At 60.1% G+C, this 17,416-nt stretch carries 14 protein-coding genes; 12 read left to right on the top strand and 2 right to left on the bottom strand.

The genetic code is table 11. From position 1 onward, the window contains the following. The 7 genes from OF122_RS01700 (at position 1) to OF122_RS01730 (ending at position 8,424) form a co-directional block, all read left to right on the top strand. Complete coding sequence (locus OF122_RS01700) at positions 1 to 1,725, top strand: hydantoinase B/oxoprolinase family protein (RefSeq protein WP_264226159.1); 1,725 nt, start codon at positions 1 to 3, stop codon at positions 1,723 to 1,725. A 68-nt stretch (positions 1,726 to 1,793) separates the two neighbouring features. Next, positions 1,794 to 2,639 (top strand): ABC transporter permease, encoded by an 846-nt coding sequence (locus tag OF122_RS01705; protein WP_264226160.1) that lies wholly within the window; start codon positions 1,794 to 1,796, stop codon positions 2,637 to 2,639. A 10-nt stretch (positions 2,640 to 2,649) separates the two neighbouring features. Then, entirely contained in the window at positions 2,650 to 3,651 is a 1,002-nt protein-coding gene (locus OF122_RS01710; RefSeq protein ID WP_264226161.1) for an ABC transporter permease, read from the top strand. Between the two features lie 4 nt (positions 3,652 to 3,655). After that, complete coding sequence (locus OF122_RS01715; RefSeq protein WP_264226162.1) at positions 3,656 to 4,669, top strand: ABC transporter ATP-binding protein; 1,014 nt, start codon at positions 3,656 to 3,658, stop codon at positions 4,667 to 4,669. Further along, the gene (locus OF122_RS01720; RefSeq protein WP_264226163.1) at positions 4,666 to 5,646 is read left to right on the top strand and encodes an ABC transporter ATP-binding protein; all 981 of its coding nucleotides are present in this window, start codon (positions 4,666 to 4,668) and stop codon (positions 5,644 to 5,646) included. The genes OF122_RS01715 and OF122_RS01720 overlap by 4 nt, the downstream gene beginning before the upstream one ends. A 10-nt stretch (positions 5,647 to 5,656) precedes the next feature. Further along, on the top strand, positions 5,657 to 6,823 hold the full coding sequence (locus OF122_RS01725) for a M20 aminoacylase family protein (RefSeq protein ID WP_264226164.1): 1,167 nt from the start codon (positions 5,657 to 5,659) through the stop codon (positions 6,821 to 6,823). A 471-nt stretch (positions 6,824 to 7,294) separates the two neighbouring features. Beyond that, positions 7,295 to 8,424, top strand: a protein-coding gene (locus tag OF122_RS01730) for an IS3 family transposase (protein ID WP_264224916.1) whose coding sequence is annotated in 2 segments (ribosomal slippage) — positions 7,295 to 7,538 and positions 7,538 to 8,424 — 1,131 coding nt in all. Because the reading frame shifts where the segments join, the coding sequence is not laid out codon by codon here. 524 nt (positions 8,425 to 8,948) lie between these two features. Here the strand turns inward: OF122_RS01730 and OF122_RS01735 are convergent. Both OF122_RS01735 and OF122_RS01740 read right to left on the bottom strand, forming a co-directional pair. Then, positions 8,949 to 9,965 (bottom strand): substrate-binding domain-containing protein, encoded by a 1,017-nt coding sequence (locus tag OF122_RS01735; RefSeq protein ID WP_264226165.1) that lies wholly within the window; start codon positions 9,963 to 9,965, stop codon positions 8,949 to 8,951. Positions 9,966 to 10,000: 35 nt separating this feature from the next. Then, entirely contained in the window at positions 10,001 to 11,329 is a 1,329-nt protein-coding gene (locus OF122_RS01740; RefSeq protein WP_264226166.1) for an ROK family protein, read from the bottom strand. Between the two features lie 210 nt (positions 11,330 to 11,539). Here OF122_RS01740 and OF122_RS01745 point away from each other — a divergent pair, with 210 nt between their 5' ends. The 5 genes from OF122_RS01745 to OF122_RS01765 all read left to right on the top strand — a co-directional run bounded on the left by OF122_RS01745 (position 11,540) and on the right by OF122_RS01765 (position 17,272). Continuing rightward, positions 11,540 to 12,355: a sugar phosphate isomerase/epimerase family protein gene (locus tag OF122_RS01745; protein WP_264226167.1), complete on the top strand. Its 816-nt coding sequence runs from the start codon at positions 11,540 to 11,542 to the stop codon at positions 12,353 to 12,355. Between the two features lie 35 nt (positions 12,356 to 12,390). Beyond that, on the top strand, positions 12,391 to 13,509 hold the full coding sequence (locus OF122_RS01750; protein ID WP_264226168.1) for a substrate-binding domain-containing protein: 1,119 nt from the start codon (positions 12,391 to 12,393) through the stop codon (positions 13,507 to 13,509). 79 nt (positions 13,510 to 13,588) lie between these two features. Then, positions 13,589 to 14,752 (top strand): levoglucosan dehydrogenase, encoded by a 1,164-nt coding sequence (locus OF122_RS01755; protein ID WP_264226169.1) that lies wholly within the window; start codon positions 13,589 to 13,591, stop codon positions 14,750 to 14,752. Beyond that, the gene (locus OF122_RS01760) at positions 14,734 to 16,299 is read left to right on the top strand and encodes a sugar ABC transporter ATP-binding protein (RefSeq protein ID WP_319019383.1); all 1,566 of its coding nucleotides are present in this window, start codon (positions 14,734 to 14,736) and stop codon (positions 16,297 to 16,299) included. Before OF122_RS01755 ends, OF122_RS01760 begins: the two co-directional genes overlap by 19 nt. Next, a complete protein-coding gene (locus OF122_RS01765; RefSeq protein WP_264226170.1) occupies positions 16,292 to 17,272 on the top strand; it encodes an ABC transporter permease in 981 nt (326 codons plus the stop codon). The genes OF122_RS01760 and OF122_RS01765 overlap by 8 nt, the downstream gene beginning before the upstream one ends. Positions 17,273 to 17,416: the final 144 nt, after the last annotated feature.

Consider the following 17,416-nt stretch of genomic DNA (forward strand, 5'->3'; position numbering starts at 1 on the left):
ATGGCAAAGAGACACGAACCAGTCGTCCACAATGCGGGCATGTTCGGCCGGATGACCGAGACGAAGGCGGATCCCATCACTACCGAAGTGATCCGCCACGCGCTCAACTCCGCAGCCAACCAGATGAAGCGGGCTCTGATCCGGACGTCATTTTCGCCCATCATTTACGAAGTGCTCGACTTCGCAGTCGCTATCTACGACAAGGAAGTTCGGCTGCTTTCCCAGGCACCTTCGCTCCCCATGTTCATGGGCACGCTGTCCTTCTGCATCAATGAGGCGGTCAAGGCCAATGGGGGACCCGAAACCCTCAATCCCGGTGACGCGCTGATCTACAACTGGCCCTTCGGGACCGGATCGCATCCCCAGGACATGGTCATCATCATGCCAGTGTTCCTCAACGATGAAGAATTGATCGGCTATACCGCGATCAAGGGCCATTGGCTCGACATCGGGGCCAAGGATCCCTATTGCACCGATACGACCGACGTGTTCCAGGAAGGTGTGATCTTTCCCGGGGTCAAGATTTATAAGGAAGGTGTCCTCAACGAGGATATCTTCCGCATGATCATGGCCAATACTCGCGTGCCTCAAATGGTGCGGGGTGACCTTGACGCCCAGATCACCGGGTGTCGTGTCGGCGTAAAGTCGTTGCTTGAGGTCGTAGAGCGCTTCGGGCTCGAAACCTATCGCGCGGCGGTCGACGACATGTTCGATCACGGCGAACGTATCGTGCGATCCTATTTCGAGAAAATCCCCGATGGCCGTTATGTCGGCAAGGGCGAGATGGACAATAACGGGGTCACCAAGGACCGTATCCCCTTCGAGATCGCACTCGAGGTCAAGGGATCGGATGTGGTTCTCGATTTCTCGGGCGTTCCTGACGAACAGGTCGGCCCGACGAACTCGCCGCTGCCCACGACAATTTCGGCCAGCCGCGTTGCCATCACCATGCTGGCGGGCTATGGCGAGGCTCCCCATGAGGGTCATTTCCGAGCCCTCAAGGTCATCACCCGCCCCGGGTCGATGTTCGATCCCCTGCCGCCAGCGCCCTCCTTTATTTATGGCTGGCCGGGCTTGCAGGCCATCGAAGTGATCTACAATGCGGTCGCCAATGCATTGCCCAAGGCCGTTCCGGCTCAATCGGGTGGCTGCATCTGTTCCGTTGTTGCATGGGGACAGCGTGAAGAAACCAGGGAACCCTGGGCGGACGGCACTCCATTGCCCACCGGACAAGGTGCGTGGGACGGCGGCGATGGCGGCACCATGCTACACATAGCCGAATCCGCGACCCGTTTCACTCCGGCAGAGGTTTGGGAGCAGCGCAATCCCTGGATCGTCGAGCAACTGGCACTGGCCAGCGATTCGGTTGGACCGGGAAAATGGCGGGGCGGTCCGGGGCTCAATCTCGACATCCGCATGACTGAGGATACGCTGATTACAACCGTGTTCGAACGGTCTCTCAACGCACCCTGGGGATTGTTGGGCGGCAAGGAAGCACGGCCGAACAATTGCTATGCGCAGATGCCGGATGGTGAAGTTCATTCGATCGCCAAATCGACCCACTTCCACATGCCAAAGGACTCGGTTCTTCAAATGAAGACCGGCGGTGGCGGGGGTTATGGCGATCCGTCCGAACGCCCCATCGCAAGCGTCCAGCGCGATGTCGAGGATGGCTACATGACCGAGGCCTACGCCCGGAAACACTATCCTCACGCATTCGCCTGAGCCCAATGCCGGGAGTGCGGCTAAGTCATCGCACTCCCGAAACGAAAAATGTTGAGAGGACGGATTTGGTGCGACGACTTTTTGCGCAACTGGCCCATGACCGCGAATTGCTCTTTGGCGTGATCATTCTCGGCGTCATCGTGTTTCTCGCGCTGTTCGGCCGCCTGCTATGGCCCCACGATCCGCTTCGCGTCGATATTTTGAACTCTCTGCTCCCCCCCAGCTTTGAGCACCCGATGGGCACCGACGATGTGGGGCGTGACGTCTTCGCGCGCTTCATCCAGGGCGCGCAGGTCTCGATCGGTGTTGCCATCGGGGTCACGATCGCCGGAACGCTTATCGGCGGCACCCTCGGTCTGCTTGCCGGTCTTGTCGGCGGGTGGTTCGATGCTGTCATTTCGCGGGTCATGGATGCCATCCTGGCCTTCCCGCCGCTCATTCTCGCAATGGCGGTTGCCATTGGGCTCGGAGCGGGGATCGTCTCGGCTGCCATCGGGGTGATCCTTGCCGCCATCCCCTGGTACTTCCGGCTGCTGCGCAGCGAAGTCCTGCGGTTGCGCACCCTGATGTATGTGGAATCCGCCCAGGCCCTGGGTGCCTCCAATTTCCGTCTGATCCGGCTCCATATCCTGCCCCAGACCACCTCGACGATCTTTATTCAGGCCTCCTCGGTCTTCAGCTTTTCGATCCTGACCCTTGCCGCCCTCGGCTTTGTCGGCCTTGGCATCCAGCCCCCCACTCCCGAATGGGGAACCATGATCACAGAGGGGCTTGCCTTTGCGCTGACCGGTCAATGGTGGCTCGGCTTTTTCCCGGGGTTGGGCATTTTCATGCTCGCGGTATCGGCCAACCTGATTGCCGACCGGCTGCGCGACATCTACGACCCGAAATCGGGCGCGCGACTGTCAATCTAGGAGCGGTCAGATGATAAATTTTCTGCTTGGACGGATCGGTTCAGCTTTCATTACGGTTTTCGGAGCCTCGGTGCTGGCCTTTGTGGTTTTGCGTGCTGTGCCGACCAATCCGGCCCGTCTGATCGCCGGCCCATTCGCCAATGACGAAGTGATCGCCAGCATCACCGCCCGACTGGGCCTCGATAAGCCACTCTTTGTTCAGTATTTCGACTATGTCGTTTCATTCTTCTCCGGCGACTGGGGATTTTCTTACAGTGCCGGCCAGCCGGTTCTTTCCCAGATCCTTGAGCGGTTGCCCGCAAGCGCCGAGTTGGCGCTTTATGCATTCGTGTTCGCTTTTGTCGGGGCGGTTCTTCTTACGGTTCTGGTCAGTTTCCTTCAGTCGAGATGGCTCGACCGGCTGTTGCGGCTCTTTTCCTTCATCAGCGTGGGGATTCCCCCATTCTGGTTGGCACTGCTGTTCCTGATGGTCTTTTTCGAGCAGCTTGGCTGGTTTCCCGGTCCTGTGGGGCGTGGACCGGCGCCCGCCGACATCCGCACCGGGTTCTATACGTTCGACTACCTTCTGGAGGGCAATCTGGCCGGATTTGCCACGGCGTTTCACCATCTGGCCCTTCCGGCCCTGGCACTGGCCCTCGGGCCACTGGGGTATCTGGTGCGGCTGTTGCGGGCCAATCTGCTCGATGTCGTCAGCGAACCATTCGTCACCGTCTTGCACGCCAAAGGCGTGGCGCCCATCTCAACCCATTTCCGACACATCCTGCCCAATGCCTTCTTGCCCACGCTGACGGCGGGCGGGCTTATCCTTGCCCAGCTCTTGGGGGGCAGTGTGCTTGTCGAGCGCATTTTCGTCTGGCCGGGTATCGGCACTCTGGTGATCGATGGAATCCTGCGCCAGGACTATGCGGTAGTGCAGGCATTTATCATGCTCAGCGCCATAATCTATATCGGCGTCAATCTACTGGTCGACATTCTCTATGGCTATGTCGATCCGCGCGTGCGCAGGAGTTGAGGCCATGACCAATCCCGCTGCAATTCCGCTGCTCGAAGTGACAGGTCTCAAGACCTCGTTTTCCACCCCAAGGGGGGTCGTGCGCAGTGTCGACGATGTATCGTTTTCCATCCCCGCCGGCAAGACTCTGGGTGTCGTCGGCGAGTCCGGTTCTGGCAAATCGGTGACCTCGCTTTCGATAATGCGCCTCGTCGGGCGTGGCGGTGGCAGCATCGATGAAGGGTCCATCCGGTTCAACAAGCCTGGCAAGCCGGGCATCGATATACGAGCGCTCAATGAAGCGGAAATGCGCGCCGTCCGCGGAAACGACATAGCGATGATCTTTCAAGAGCCTATGACCAGTCTCGACCCCGTCTGGTCGATCGGGGCGCAGATCATCGAAGCCATCCGGCTTCACCAGAAAGTATCGAAAAAGGAGGCGCGCGAAAAGGCCATCGAAATGCTCCGGCTGGTGGGGATTCCCGCGCCGGAAAACCGGGTTGACGATTTCCCCCATCAGCTCTCGGGAGGCATGCGTCAAAGAGTGATGATCGCCATTGCGCTGTCGTGCCGGCCTTCCCTGTTGATCGCCGACGAGCCGACAACCGCGCTCGATGTGACCATTCAGGCCCAGATTCTCGATCTCATCCGCCGCCTCCAGAAAGAGATCGGCATGTCGGTGCTGTTCATCACCCACAATCTCGGAGTCGTTGCGGAAATCGCCGATCGTGTGGCAGTGATGTATGCGGGCCAGGTGGTCGAGGAAGGGCCGGTTCGGGCGATCTTTTCCGCCCCCCGCCACCCCTATACCGTGGGTCTGCTCAAATCCATTCCCAACCCGGCCGTCAGGTCCGCGTCAAGCAAGCTCGAAACCATTGGCGGCACGCCTCCCAACCCTCTGGACCTGCCGAACGGCTGCCGCTTCGCGCCACGCTGCCCGCTGGCCATCGACGCCTGCCGCAAGGCGCCGCCACCCTTGTTTGATGTAGATGCCGATCATGGCGCACGCTGCATCCGTTGGCAGGAGGTGAGTCAATGAGTGCGTCAAAACCCCTTTTGTCCGTCAACCGACTGTCAAAGCGTTTCCCGATCAAGGGCCAGCCCTTTTCGGGCGAAAAGCGCCAGGTGCACGCGGTCGACGATGTGAGTTTTGACATCGCCCGCGGCGAAGTCGTCGGTCTCGTTGGGGAGTCGGGCTCGGGCAAGACCACGATCGGGCGCACCATAATGCGGTTGACCGACCCAACCGAAGGCGAAATCGTCTATGAAGGCACTGACATAGCCAGCTTGCCTGAACGCGAAATGATGGCCTTTCGACGCAAGATTCAGATGGTGTTTCAGGACCCTTTTGCGAGCCTTAATCCCCGCCGGAAGGTAGGCGAACTGATTGCCGAAGGCATGGAAATCCACGGCATTGGTACGCGCAATGAGCGTCAGGCCGAAGTTGTGCGACTTCTCGATCTTGTCGGTCTTCCCGCCGATGCCGCCCAAAGGTTTCCGCATGAATTTTCAGGTGGCCAGCGCCAGCGCATTGGCATTGCGCGCGCACTTGCAGTTTCCCCGGGGTTCATTGTCGCCGACGAGCCGGTTTCTGCGCTCGACGTGTCCGTTCAGGCCCAGGTTCTCAACCTCTTGCAGGATCTCAAGGATCAGCTCGGGCTGACGATCTTGTTCATCGCTCACGATCTTGCGGTGGTTGAACATTTTTGCGATCGGGTGATCGTCATGTATCTGGGGCGTGTTATGGAGATCGCGCCGCGCGACCGGCTCTACGCTTCTCCCAAGCACCCTTATACTGAAGCGCTGCTGTCGGCGGCGCCTGCTCCCGATCCGGACAGACAAGGCCACCGTATCGTTCTCGAGGGGGACATCCCCAGCCCCATCGATCCGCCGTCGGGGTGCGTGTTGAGAACGCGGTGTCGCTACGCTCTTCCCGAATGCGCTCAAATTCGCCCAGAACTGCGTGAGGTCGCGCCCGGCCACCTCAAGGCCTGTATCCGCGACGATATTCTCTGAAGGTTCACCCATGCCGATTATTAATTCCATCAACGAAAAGCTCGATGAGATCGTCGCCTGGCGGCGCGATTTTCATGCCCACCCCGAATTGCTCTACGACGTGGATCGAACGGCGGCAAAGATCGCTGCGCTGCTTGAAAGCTTTGGCGTAGACGAGGTCGTGACCGGTATCGGCAGGACCGGAGTTGTCGGGGTTATTCGTGGTCGGGCCGGGGGCAGGTCTATTGGGCTCAGAGCCGATATGGACGCGCTGCCGATCAATGAGGCGACAGGCCTACCCCATGCCAGTACAACACCGGGGCTTATGCACGCGTGCGGACATGACGGGCACAGTGCCATGCTGTTGGGTGCCGCCAGGCACCTTGCGCAGACCCGAAACTTCGATGGCACGATCATGGTGATCTTTCAGCCCGCCGAAGAGGGCGGGGCGGGTGGATTGGCCATGGCCGATGATGGACTGTTCGAGCGGTTCGGCATCGAAGCGGTTTATGGCATGCACAATCTGCCCGGCTTGCCGGAAGGCAGTTTTGCAACCTGCACGGGCGCGATCATGGCCTCTGCCGATGAGTTCGATATAGAAATTACCGCCAAGGGCGGGCATGCCGCCTGGCCGCATGAGGCCATCGATCCTGTGCTCGTGGCCGGCCACCTGATCACGGCCCTTCAATCGATTGTCGCGCGCAATGTCGATCCGCTCGCTTCGGCGGTCATTTCGACAACCCGCATGGAATCGGGAAGTGCCTACAACGTCATCCCCAGTTCGGCGCGGCTGTCGGGAACGGTTCGCACGCTTGCCCCCGAGACGCGTGACACGGTCGAGGCCCGAATGAATGCCGTGGTTACACACATCGCCAGCGCCTTTGGCGCTTCGGCAAAGCTCGATTTTCGCCGCGGCTATCCGGTGACCGTCAACGACCCCGAGCATACGCGGTTTGCCTGCAAGATCGCCCAGGACATTGTCGGTCCCGACAAGGTCAATCCCGATCTTGTGCCGATGATGGGTGGCGAAGACTTTGCTTTCATGCTCGAACGGCGGCCAGGAGCTTACATTTTCATTGGCAACGGCCAGACCAGCGGGCTTCACACCGATACCTATGATTTCAACGATGACATCATCCCGATGGGCGTCAGCTATCTGGTTCGGCTGGGGGAGGCTGCCGCATCCGGTCGAACCTAAAGCTGAGCGGCGACCGCTCCAAAGGAACACTATGTTCGGACCCCAGCCTCTTACTGCCCACGCGTCCTCCCGCGAAGCGGGTCGTCTAATCGGCCGACCGTCAAGACGGTATGTGCAAGGCAGTCTTCCTTTCGTCGCCGATGGTCGTTGTTTCGTGTGCCGGGTACAAGGCCGTCCACGCGGTCGATGCAGATGATGCCGCAGGAGAGTTTCGTAGGCGAGATATTCCTGCGTTCGTGACGCAATCTGCTAACCGGCGCAGCTGCTTCCCGCTGCGCGAAATGATCTCAGCAACGTCCCGGCAGGGATGGTCTATTGATCGCTCATATCTAGCGCGGTCCATAATGACCAAGCCGTCACCGATCCGACCGCCGCCAGTTTGCATAAATGACATCGCGCACGCTGGCTCTTTTGAATAGCCCCTAGATTTCTGGACGCCTTCTTCCCTAAATTTGAGGCAAGGAGGCCATGATGCGGTCTGGCAATTTCAGTGATGAGTTCAAGCGTGATGCGGTCGCGCAGATTACCGAGCGGGGATACCCCGTTGCGGAGGTTTCGAAGCGTCTCGGCGTGAGCCCGCATTCGCTCTATGCTTGGAAAAAGAAGTTCTCTAAGCCCTCGGGATCGGACGATGTGGATCAAACAGCAGAGATCCGGCGACTGAAGAAGGAACTGGCGCGCGTCACCGAGGAGCGCGACATCTTAAAAAAAGCCACCGCGTATTTCGCCAAGGATGCAAAGTGAGATACGCGTTCATTGCCGAGCATCGCCAGCAGTTCACGGTTCGGGCAATGTGCCGTTGCCTGCGCATCCGACCCAGCGGTTTCTACGCGTGGCTGAAGAATCCGCTGAGCAAGCGGGCGTTGGAAGATGCACGTCAGACGGAGCTCATCAGCAATGCCTGGAAGGAAAGCGGCAGGGTCTATGGCTACCGCAAGCTCCATGACGACCTTCTCGATCAGGGAGAGACCAGTTGTGCCAACCGCATTGCTCGTCTTGCGAGGCTTGCCGGGATCAAGGCGCAGATCGGCTACAAGCGACGGCCCGGCTCCTATGGCGGCAGGCCCTCGATCGTGGTCGACAATACCTTGGCCCGCCAGTTCGATGTGGAGGCTCCAGACAGGGCGTGGGTGACCGACATCACCTACATCAGAACCCAGGAAGGCTTTGCCTATCTGGCCGTTGTCATCGACCTGTTCTCACGTCGTGTCATCGGCTGGTCAATGCACAGCCGCCAGACAACCGACGTCGTGTTGCAGGCTTTGCTCATGGCAGTGTGGCGTCGAAAGCCCAAGAACAAGGTCCTGATTCATTCCGACCAGGGTTCCCAGTTCACCAGCATGGACTGGGCAGCATTTCTCAAGCATCACAATCTTGAGCATTCAATGAGCCGACGGGGGAATTGCCACGACAACGCTGTGGCAGAAAGCTTCTTCAATCTGCTCAAGCGTGAGCGGATACGGCGCAGAACCTATCGAACACGCCAAGAGGCAAGGCAGGACGTGTTCGACTACATCGAAATGTTCTACAACCCAAAACGAAAGCACGTCCGGAACGGGATGCTGTCACCCGTCGAGTTCGAACGACAGCAGGAAAACTAACCCGAGGGTGTCCACGAAACTCGGGGCTATTCACTTTGAGCAGGCGATTGAGATCGCAATGCGGGTTCATGTCCCCGCCCTGCACGAAACGGGCTGTCGATGTCACGCTTTCGATAGTCACTGGCACCATGGAACAAACATCGGTGTCAGATGGCGAGTGACTGCCAGCGCCTCATTGCGTTATCGCACATCCACCCTGTTTCCGGGGCTCTCAAGGGCGCAAATCCGACACGGGAAGGGCTCTCAATTGGCCCGCCGCGTGACCGGGCGGCATTTTTCTAGCGCTCAAGATTTCTTTTCGTTCGCGCTGGAAAATGCAAAGAAACATTGCCTGCCGGGACAACCAGCAGCCTGAGTGATTGTCTACCCGGGCTTGGCTGATGTGTTCTCCGGCCCAGTCTATGCGCGATGGCAGCTTTGCGCCCCAATTGCGGACATTCAGGCAACCGAAGCGACTGCCCGAAAGCTGCCGCGCGGGGGGGGGGGCCAGGTTTTCAGACGCCGAAGAGATCATCACGAACGCATTAGTTTTGTGAGTCGGCCGACCCACGCAGGCTTTCGATAATCGCTCTCGGGGCTGGCTGGTGCCAAATCACTTGATAAGCCTCGACGACATCGAACGCAGTTACCTCCCGTCCCCCGAGCGCCACCCATGGCGGCACGGCGAGCCCCAACAGGGCGGCGAGTGTCACCCGGGCGGCTGCGCTGCCTTGGTCGTAGGGCATCTGGGCGCCGACGCCCTTGATCATCCCGCGCCGGGCCATATCGAGGGCAACCTCGTTGCCTAGGTCAACCGTGGTGACAGGAATGTCGAATCCCTTCTGAGCGAGTGCCCGGACCGCCTTCATCGCAGGCACGTCCCAAACCGCAAAAATCCCAGACAGCTGAGGTGTTTTCTTCAACATCTGCAAGGACGCAGCCCCGGCACCGTCCAATTCGGAAAAGCGCTCCCGCACAAGCGTGACGTCCGGGCGATGGATCCCCATCCATTTGCGAAAGGCGATCTCACGCTCGTGGGTCGCAAAGAAGTCGATGCCATAGCCGAGGATGCCAGCGACGCCGTCAGGGGGAATGTGGCGCGAAAGCATTGCGGCACAGCTCTGCCCGAGGCCAAAATTGTCGGTTGAGACAACGCTAGCATAGTCGGTGCCCGGCAGCATGCCGGTGGGGGCATTGTCGAGCAGAACCAGCTTCTTCTCGCTCTGGGTCAAGGCGCGATGGGCCGCTGCGACGCGCGCATTGCCGATCGGAATCGAAATCACCGCATCCACCGGCTCGCCCGCCAGTCGTGTCAGCGCCGCGATCTGCTGGTCTACGTCGAAATTGCAGTCGACCACTTCGACAAGGGCGGCGGAATGCAGGCCCAGTGTAGCTGCGATGCCGGCCAATTCCTGTTTGGACCAGTCGCTGGTGGTGGTGTGCAGGACCACAGCCACCGAAAAGCGTCGGGCCTTGGCTTCTGTGGCATCGGCCGCGGTCAACTGGATCTGGTCGGCAGGAACCGCCCGCTCTCCATGAGGTCCGAGGCCTGCAATCGACATAGTATCCTCTGGCGTTCTGGCTGGTGTCCTGCTTGTCATGGTGCGATGCCTGACTGCGGGGCAGCCTTGGCTGCCAGCGTTTCGGTCAGACGCTCCAAGGTCTTCTGGAAATCGGGATGGCGCAGCGGCGATCCGTGCCCGATCCAGCCCTGCAGCACGGCTGGCGCGAACAGCTCCTCCACCACGACCTGGGCGGCACCGACCAGACCCGATGATGCGCCCATTTGCGAGCGCATGATTTGCAGGTCGCGCGACACCATAGGGTGCGACTGTCGATAGACCGCCTCGCGAATGCCAGCGAGCAGACTGTCGCCGCCCGACTCCGCAACAACGCCACCGATAACGATCAGGGCGGGGTTGACCAGATTGGTCAGCGGCGCGAGCGCCTCGCCCACAAGGCGTCCGCATCTGCCCAGCAGGTCCACACAGAACAGATCGCCCAGTTGGGCCGCGTGTCCGATATCGACCACGGACAGTTCGCCCTGCCGCGCCAGCGTCTGTGCCAGATAGGGGCTGCGACCGTCCTCGGCGGCAGCCATGCCTTCACGGGCAATGGCGTCTGCGCCTGCCACTGCCTCGAGCAAATCGTCGCCGACGCGGCTGTGCCCGATCATGCCAGCAGCGCCTTGGGCGCCGCGGTGAAGCTGGCCCTCGGAAATCAGCCCCGCGCTGATCGAGCGGCCGAGCTTGACAAAAATGATGTCGTTCAAGCCGCGACCGCCTCCTGCCTTGGCTTCGCCCATGGTCATCGTCTGCACGCCGCTGCGCGCGAAGATCGGCACCCCGAACCGCATCGACAGCCGCTCGAGGAACGGAAATCCTTGCCAGGACTGCACGCTCTGCAGCACGGGGACGGCTTCGAACTCGGCCGGAGATTTTTCGATCGGACCGGGCAGGGCCAGGCCAATCCCCCAGGGAACGGGCTTTTCGGTTTCTTTTAACAGCCAGTCAAAGATCGTGGCGAGCCGGTCGAGAATGAAATCGGGCCCTGCGTCCAGTTGCGCGGCTTCGTGATGCTCCACAAGCAATTGGCCGTTGAGGTCGGCAATGCCGAGCGCAATGGACGTCTGGTCGATCGCCGATACCAGCAGCGAGCCGGCATCCTGGCGAAACCGCATCTGGCGTGGCGCGCGACCGCCGGTGGCCTGGCCCAACTCGCCTTCCCTGATCAGGCCGAGTTCGATCATCGTCGCCAATCGGTCGGCGACGACAGCTCGGCCCAACTCCGAACTGCGCTCTAGCTCCTGGCGCGTCGTGGCGGTTTCCGTCCGCACCAGATTGAGCAGCAGCGCCAGGCTCGCCTGGGCAGCGTCGACACTGCGGGGACGGCCAACCGACCGAAGCGCTGCTTTCTCCTCCGCCACGACTCAACCTCTTGTCCGAATGGATTTTGAATCCTAACGCACGGCGTTTTTCCTATCAAGTGCACACTTTTGCTTATTTTCAAGCAAAAGATAGATATCTTATGCAGATTTAATATTGACTTCTCTTTTTCAAGCTGCGTAACCTCGCGCCAATAACGGGGATGGCACAGCGCCAGCTCCGGCATGGCAACGCCGCGGAGGAGGATCAAATTGGCTGTAAAACTGGCCTATCACGCCAATTGCTGGGGGCCGCTTGGCGGCAATGCGGTCGGGGTGACGTCGATCACCCAGCTGACCTATCGCACCTTCGCGGACATGGACCGCGCCTTTGCCGATATTGCCAAGGCGGGATATGAGGGCGTGGAGATCTTCGATGGCAACCTGCTCGACGAGACCGCGGCGGAGCTGCGCCGCAAGCTCGCCAATGCAGGCCTTGAACTTGTCTCGACCTATTCAGGCGGCAATTTCATCTTCCCGGAGGTCTTACCCGAGGAACTGGCGCGCATCGAACGCGTCGCGGCAGCGGCGGCCGAAGCAGGCGCGGCTCACTACGTCATCGGCGGTGGCGCCAAACGCAGCGGCGGAATTCTGCCAGACGATTACCAACAGCTGGGTGAAGCGCTCGACCGGGTAGGTGAAATTGCTAGCCGCGTTGGACTGCGGGCCCACTATCATCCACATCTATCCACCATTGTGGAAGGCCCTGCTGAGGTCACCAAAATTTTTGGCCTCACGGGCCTCGATTTCTGCCCCGATACCGCACACCTGGCGGCAGCCGGAGGCGATCCGGCGGCGCAGGTTCGCGAGTTCGCCGGGCGGATCGGGCTGGTGCACCTCAAGGGGCTGCGGCGTGAGCCGTTCGGTTTCACCCCGCTCGATGCCGGCGATCTCGATAACGCGTCCGTGATCGAAGCGCTCAAGGACACAAAGTACTCAGGCTGGGTCATGGCCGAGCTCGACAGCTGGCCCGACCCCTTCGAAGGGGCCGCCCGCAGCCACGAATTCCTGAAACGGCACTTCGCCTGATCAGGCAGCACCAAAGTCACCAAAGGGAGGAAACCATGGGACATTTGAAGACAACGGCCCTGCTGACGGCAGCATTGCTTGCCGGCACGGTTGCGGGAGCAGCTTTCGCTCAGACACCCGACGAAGCGCTGGCCGCTCTCGCCGAACAGACGCTCAGCACCGGCCCGGGCGGTGAAAGTCCGGTCTCAGCGTCGGAGATCAGCCTGACCGATGACGAACTGGCACAGATCGAGGCCATGGGCGCCACGGCTGCCATCGTCATGCACTATGGTGGCGACGACTGGAGCCAGGCTCAGATCAACGGGCTCGAGACCCAGTTCGAGGTCATGGGTATCGAGGTGATTGCCACCACCGACGCCGGCTTCAGTTCGGCCAAGCAGGTGTCCGACATCGAAACCATAATGGCTCAGAGCCCCGACATCATCGTTTCGATCCCCACCGACCCGGTCGCCACGGCGAGCGCCTATCGGCAGGCCGCCGAGGCGGGCGTGGAGTTGGTCTTTATGGACAATGTTCCGGCTGGCTTTGAGGCTGGCACCGACTACGTCAGCGTCGTGTCCGCCGACAATTATGGAAATGGCGTCGCGTCGGCCCATTTGATGGCCAAAGCCCTCAATGAAGAGGGCCAGATCGGCATCGTCTATCACGCCGCCGACTTCTTCGTGACCCGCCAGCGCTACGATGCATTCAAGGCCACCATCGAAGAAAACTATCCCGGCATCGAGATCGTCGCCGAACAGGGGATCGGAGGACCGGACTTTACCGGCGACGCGGATCGTGCCGCTTCGGCCATGATGGTGGGCAATGCCAACCTTGATGGGATCTGGGCAGTCTGGGACGTGCCGGCTGAAGGTGTGATCGCCGCCGCGCGCGCTAACGGCCGCGACGACCTCGTCATCACCACCATCGATCTTGGTGAAAATGTCGCCATCGATATGGCACGGGGCGGGTTCGTCAAGGGCTTGGGCGCGCAGCGGCCATTCGACCAGGGTGTGACCGAGGCGATGCTGGCCGGATACGGCCTTTTGGACAAGGAAGCCCCTGCCTATGTCGCCCTTCCAGCTCTCCCAGTGGAAAAAGCAAACCTGCTCGACGCATGGCAGGAGGTGTACTCCTCCGAAGCGCCGGCCTCGGTTCGCGACTCCATGAACTAGGCACGATTTTTCCTGTGCCTTGCGGAGGCGGTACTCCCTGACCGTCTCCGCAGATCCTTTTCAAAAAGCGAGACAGCAAATGCAGAAGCTCAATGTCGCCATGATCGGCGGCGGTTTCATGGGCAAGGCCCACGCCATGGCCTACGCCGCAATGCCAATGTTCTTCTGGCCGGCGCCGGCTATTCCGGTGCGCAAGGTGGTGGTAGACGTCAATCAGGACATGGCCGAGACGGCGCGTGACCGCTTCGGTTTCGAGGACGCCTCTGCGGACTGGCGCGCGGTGATTGCGCGCCCCGACATCGACATCATCGACATCTGCACACCAAACGACTCTCACGCAGAGATTGCCATCGCGGCCGCCAAGGCAGGCAAGCACATCATCTGTGAAAAGCCGCTGGCGCGGACTGGTGCGGAATCCAAGAGCATGCTCGATGCGGTCCAGGCCTCGGATTCCATCCATATGGTGGCGTTCAATTACCGTCGCACCCCGGCTGTGGCGCTCGCCAAAAAGCTAATTGAAGACGGCCGCATCGGCGACATCCTCAATTTTCGCGGCACCTATTTGCAGGATTGGTCGGCCGACCCCGACAGCCCGCTCTCATGGCGGTTCCAGAAGTCGGTCGCGGGCTCCGGCACTGTTGGAGATATCGGCACTCACGTCATCGATTTTGCCCGCTACCTGGTCGGTGAAATCGCCTCGGTTAATGCACTCGTCAAAACCCACATCGAGACACGGCCGAAGCAATCGGGTGGTGTCGATAAATTGGGAGTAGGCGGCGGTGACCGCAACGCCGAACGCGGCCCCGTCGACGTTGATGACGAGATGCTGACGATGCTCAAGTTCGCCAATGGCGCCATCGGCTCTATCGAGGCGACCCGCAATGCCTACGGCCGCAATAACTTCCTCACCTTTGAGATCCACGGCACAAAGGGTTCGCTGGCCTTCAACTATGAACGACGCGACGAGTTGCAGGTCATGTTCGCCGATGACGTTGGTGATGCGCGCGGCTTCCGCACGGTCTATACTGGACCGGCCCATCCTTACGGATCAGGGCTTTGGCCCATCCCCGCGCTCGGTATCGGCTATGGCGAGACCAAGATCGTCGAGTGTTTCGATCTGTGCACTGCCATCGTGACCGGCAAACAGCCATCGCCCAATTTCGAGGACGGTCACCGCATCGCCCTGATCGCTGACGCCATCCTGACGTCGGGTGAGAGCAGCCAGTGGGTGGATATTCCGTGACGGAAAAGGCGTTAAAGCCGATCGCCGTAGAGATGGACGCCATTTCCAAGCGCTTTGGCGGCGTCCATGCTCTGCGTGAGGTGAGTCTGAGTGTGCGGTATGGAGAAATCCATGCGCTACTCGGCGAAAACGGCGCCGGAAAATCCACAATTCTCAAGATTTTGCGGGGTGTCCAAGCGCCGGATAGCGGCAATATCGTTATCAAGGGGGAAACATTCGAGCGCCTTTCCCCTCAAGTGGCCCGGCAAAAGGGCATCGGCATGATCTTTCAGGAAATGAGCCTGGTGCCGACATTGAACGTGGCTCAGAACGTGTTTCTGGCGAGTGAACCGCTGACGCCTGCGGGGCTGATCGATGATCGGGCAATGGAGCGGAGCAGCGCTCAAATCTTTGACTCGATGGGAGTGAGCGTCGATCCGGCGGCTATTGTTGCCGATCTCTCTACCGGCCAGCAACAACTGACCGAAATTGCCAAGGCCCTGTCACAGAACGCTGACGTGCTCGTGCTCGATGAGCCGACATCGGCCCTGACGGCGGGCGAGGTGGACATCCTGTTCGATTTGCTGCGACGGCTCAAAGCCGAAGGCAAGGCGATCATCTACGTCAGCCATCGCATGGATGAAATCTTCCGCATTGCCGACCACGCGACGGTGCTGCGCGACGGAAGGTTGATTGATAGCCGCCCAATCGCCGATTACACATTGGCTTCGTTGATCGCGGACATCATGGGCAAGGAGACCCGCGATCTCTCCGAATTTGCAACAAACTCCACTGCGCAGGATGAAGTCATCCTCAAGGTCGAAAATCTGTCAAGCAAGTTGCGGCGTGGCGGCGATGTCAGCTTTTCGCTCCGGCGCGGCGAAGTGCTGGGCATTGCCGGCCTGCTCGGTGCGGGGCGGAGCCGGTTGGCCCGCATGCTCTTCGGGCTCGAGCCGATCGCCAGCGGCACAATAACGCTGCGCGGCCAGACCGTCGCGATCGGTTCAGCCAGGCACGCGACGGAGCTGGGCCTTGCCTTGGTCCCTGAAGACCGGCGCAGGCAGGGATTGGTGCTTACCCATTCCATTCAGGACAATATCGAACTGCCAATCCTCAAGCGCCTTGGCTCCACACCCTTCGTTGATCGACTCAAATCCCGCAACACGACCGACGATTTGATCAAGCGCCTTGCCATAAAGACGTCATCGCGCGAGGCGGCGGCCAATTCGCTGTCCGGCGGAAACCAGCAAAAGATCGTCATCGGCAAGTGGCTGGCGACAGATCCTGATATTCTCATTATGGATGAACCGACAGCCGGTATCGACATCGGCTCAAAAGGCGAAGTTCTGCGCCTAGTGCGCGCGCTGGCCGCCGAGGGCAAATCCATCATCTTCATCTCGTCCGAACTTGCCGAGCTTGCGGCCGTCAGTGACCGCATCGCCGTGATGTCGGATGGACGTCTGGTCGAAACGATCGACAAGACGGAGCTGTTAACCGGCGACGCATCCCAATTGCGCGCCGAGCAAAGGCTGCAACTGATCGTGCAGCGGGGAGGAACCAATGATTGATACGATGGCCGTGGCCAGAAGCGAAACGCTGCTGGGGTATTTCAAGCGCACCTGGCGCCAGAACATCATCTATATCGGCTTTATCGTCGTCTTCTTGTTCTTTGCCGTGACGCTGCACGACAAGGGATTTCTCACGCCCAACAACATTCTCAACATCGCCCGCCAGACGGCCATGATCGCGGTGATGGCCGTCGCGATGACGCTAGTGCTCTCATCGGGTGAAATCGACTTGTCGGTTGGCGCCGTTGCGGGCCTGGCTTCGGTCACAACGGCAATGGCGGTCGCCTGGGGCGGCGTACCTGCGGGTATAGCTGCAGGCGTCATGACCGGTGTGGCGGTGGGTCTGATCAACGGCTTTTTATCGACGCGGCTGATGATCCCGACATTCCTTACGACGCTAGCGATGATGGGGATCGCCAAGGGCACCGCCATGTGGATATCGGACACCGCCGCCATTCCCGTGCTCGACCCAACATATCCGGCCATTTTCGGCGGCGGCAATATCGGGCCGATCCCGACCTTGCTGGTGTGGATGCTGGTCGTGGGTGTCATCGGACACATCGTGCTGCGGCGCACCAAGTTCGGCCGGCAAATCCTGGCTGTCGGGGGCAACGTGGTCGCTGCGCGCTATAGCGGCATCAATACCGGTCGGATCAAGCTCTGGGTGATCGTCATTTCTGCTGTGACGGCATCGCTCGCCGGGATGCTATATGCGGGCCGGCTTCAGACCGGGCGCTTCCAGCTTGGCGAAGGCGACGAGTTATCAGTGATTGCCGCCGTAGTGCTCGGTGGCACCAGCCTCTTCGGTGGCAAGGGCACGGTTGTGGGCTCGATCATCGGCGCTCTGATGATCGGCGTCATCAACAACGGCCTCATTTTGATGGGCCTCGAATATTCCCAGCAACTCATCGCTCGCGGCGGGATCATCATCCTGGCCGTTGCCCTGAGCCAGGCCGGTACGCGGACTGCGTGAGGGAGCCGAGGGGGATTCAAGGTGTGGACGAAATGCTCTTCATCGACTGGTTTGCCATCCAGAAGGAATCTGAACGCTCGCCTTTCGCCAACTCGATCGGAATTATTTGGCTTTGACGATGTTGTGGCACTATGCGACCGTTGC

Source organism: Pelagibacterium flavum (genome assembly GCF_025854335.1).
GTDB lineage: Bacteria > Pseudomonadota > Alphaproteobacteria > Rhizobiales > Devosiaceae > Pelagibacterium > Pelagibacterium flavum.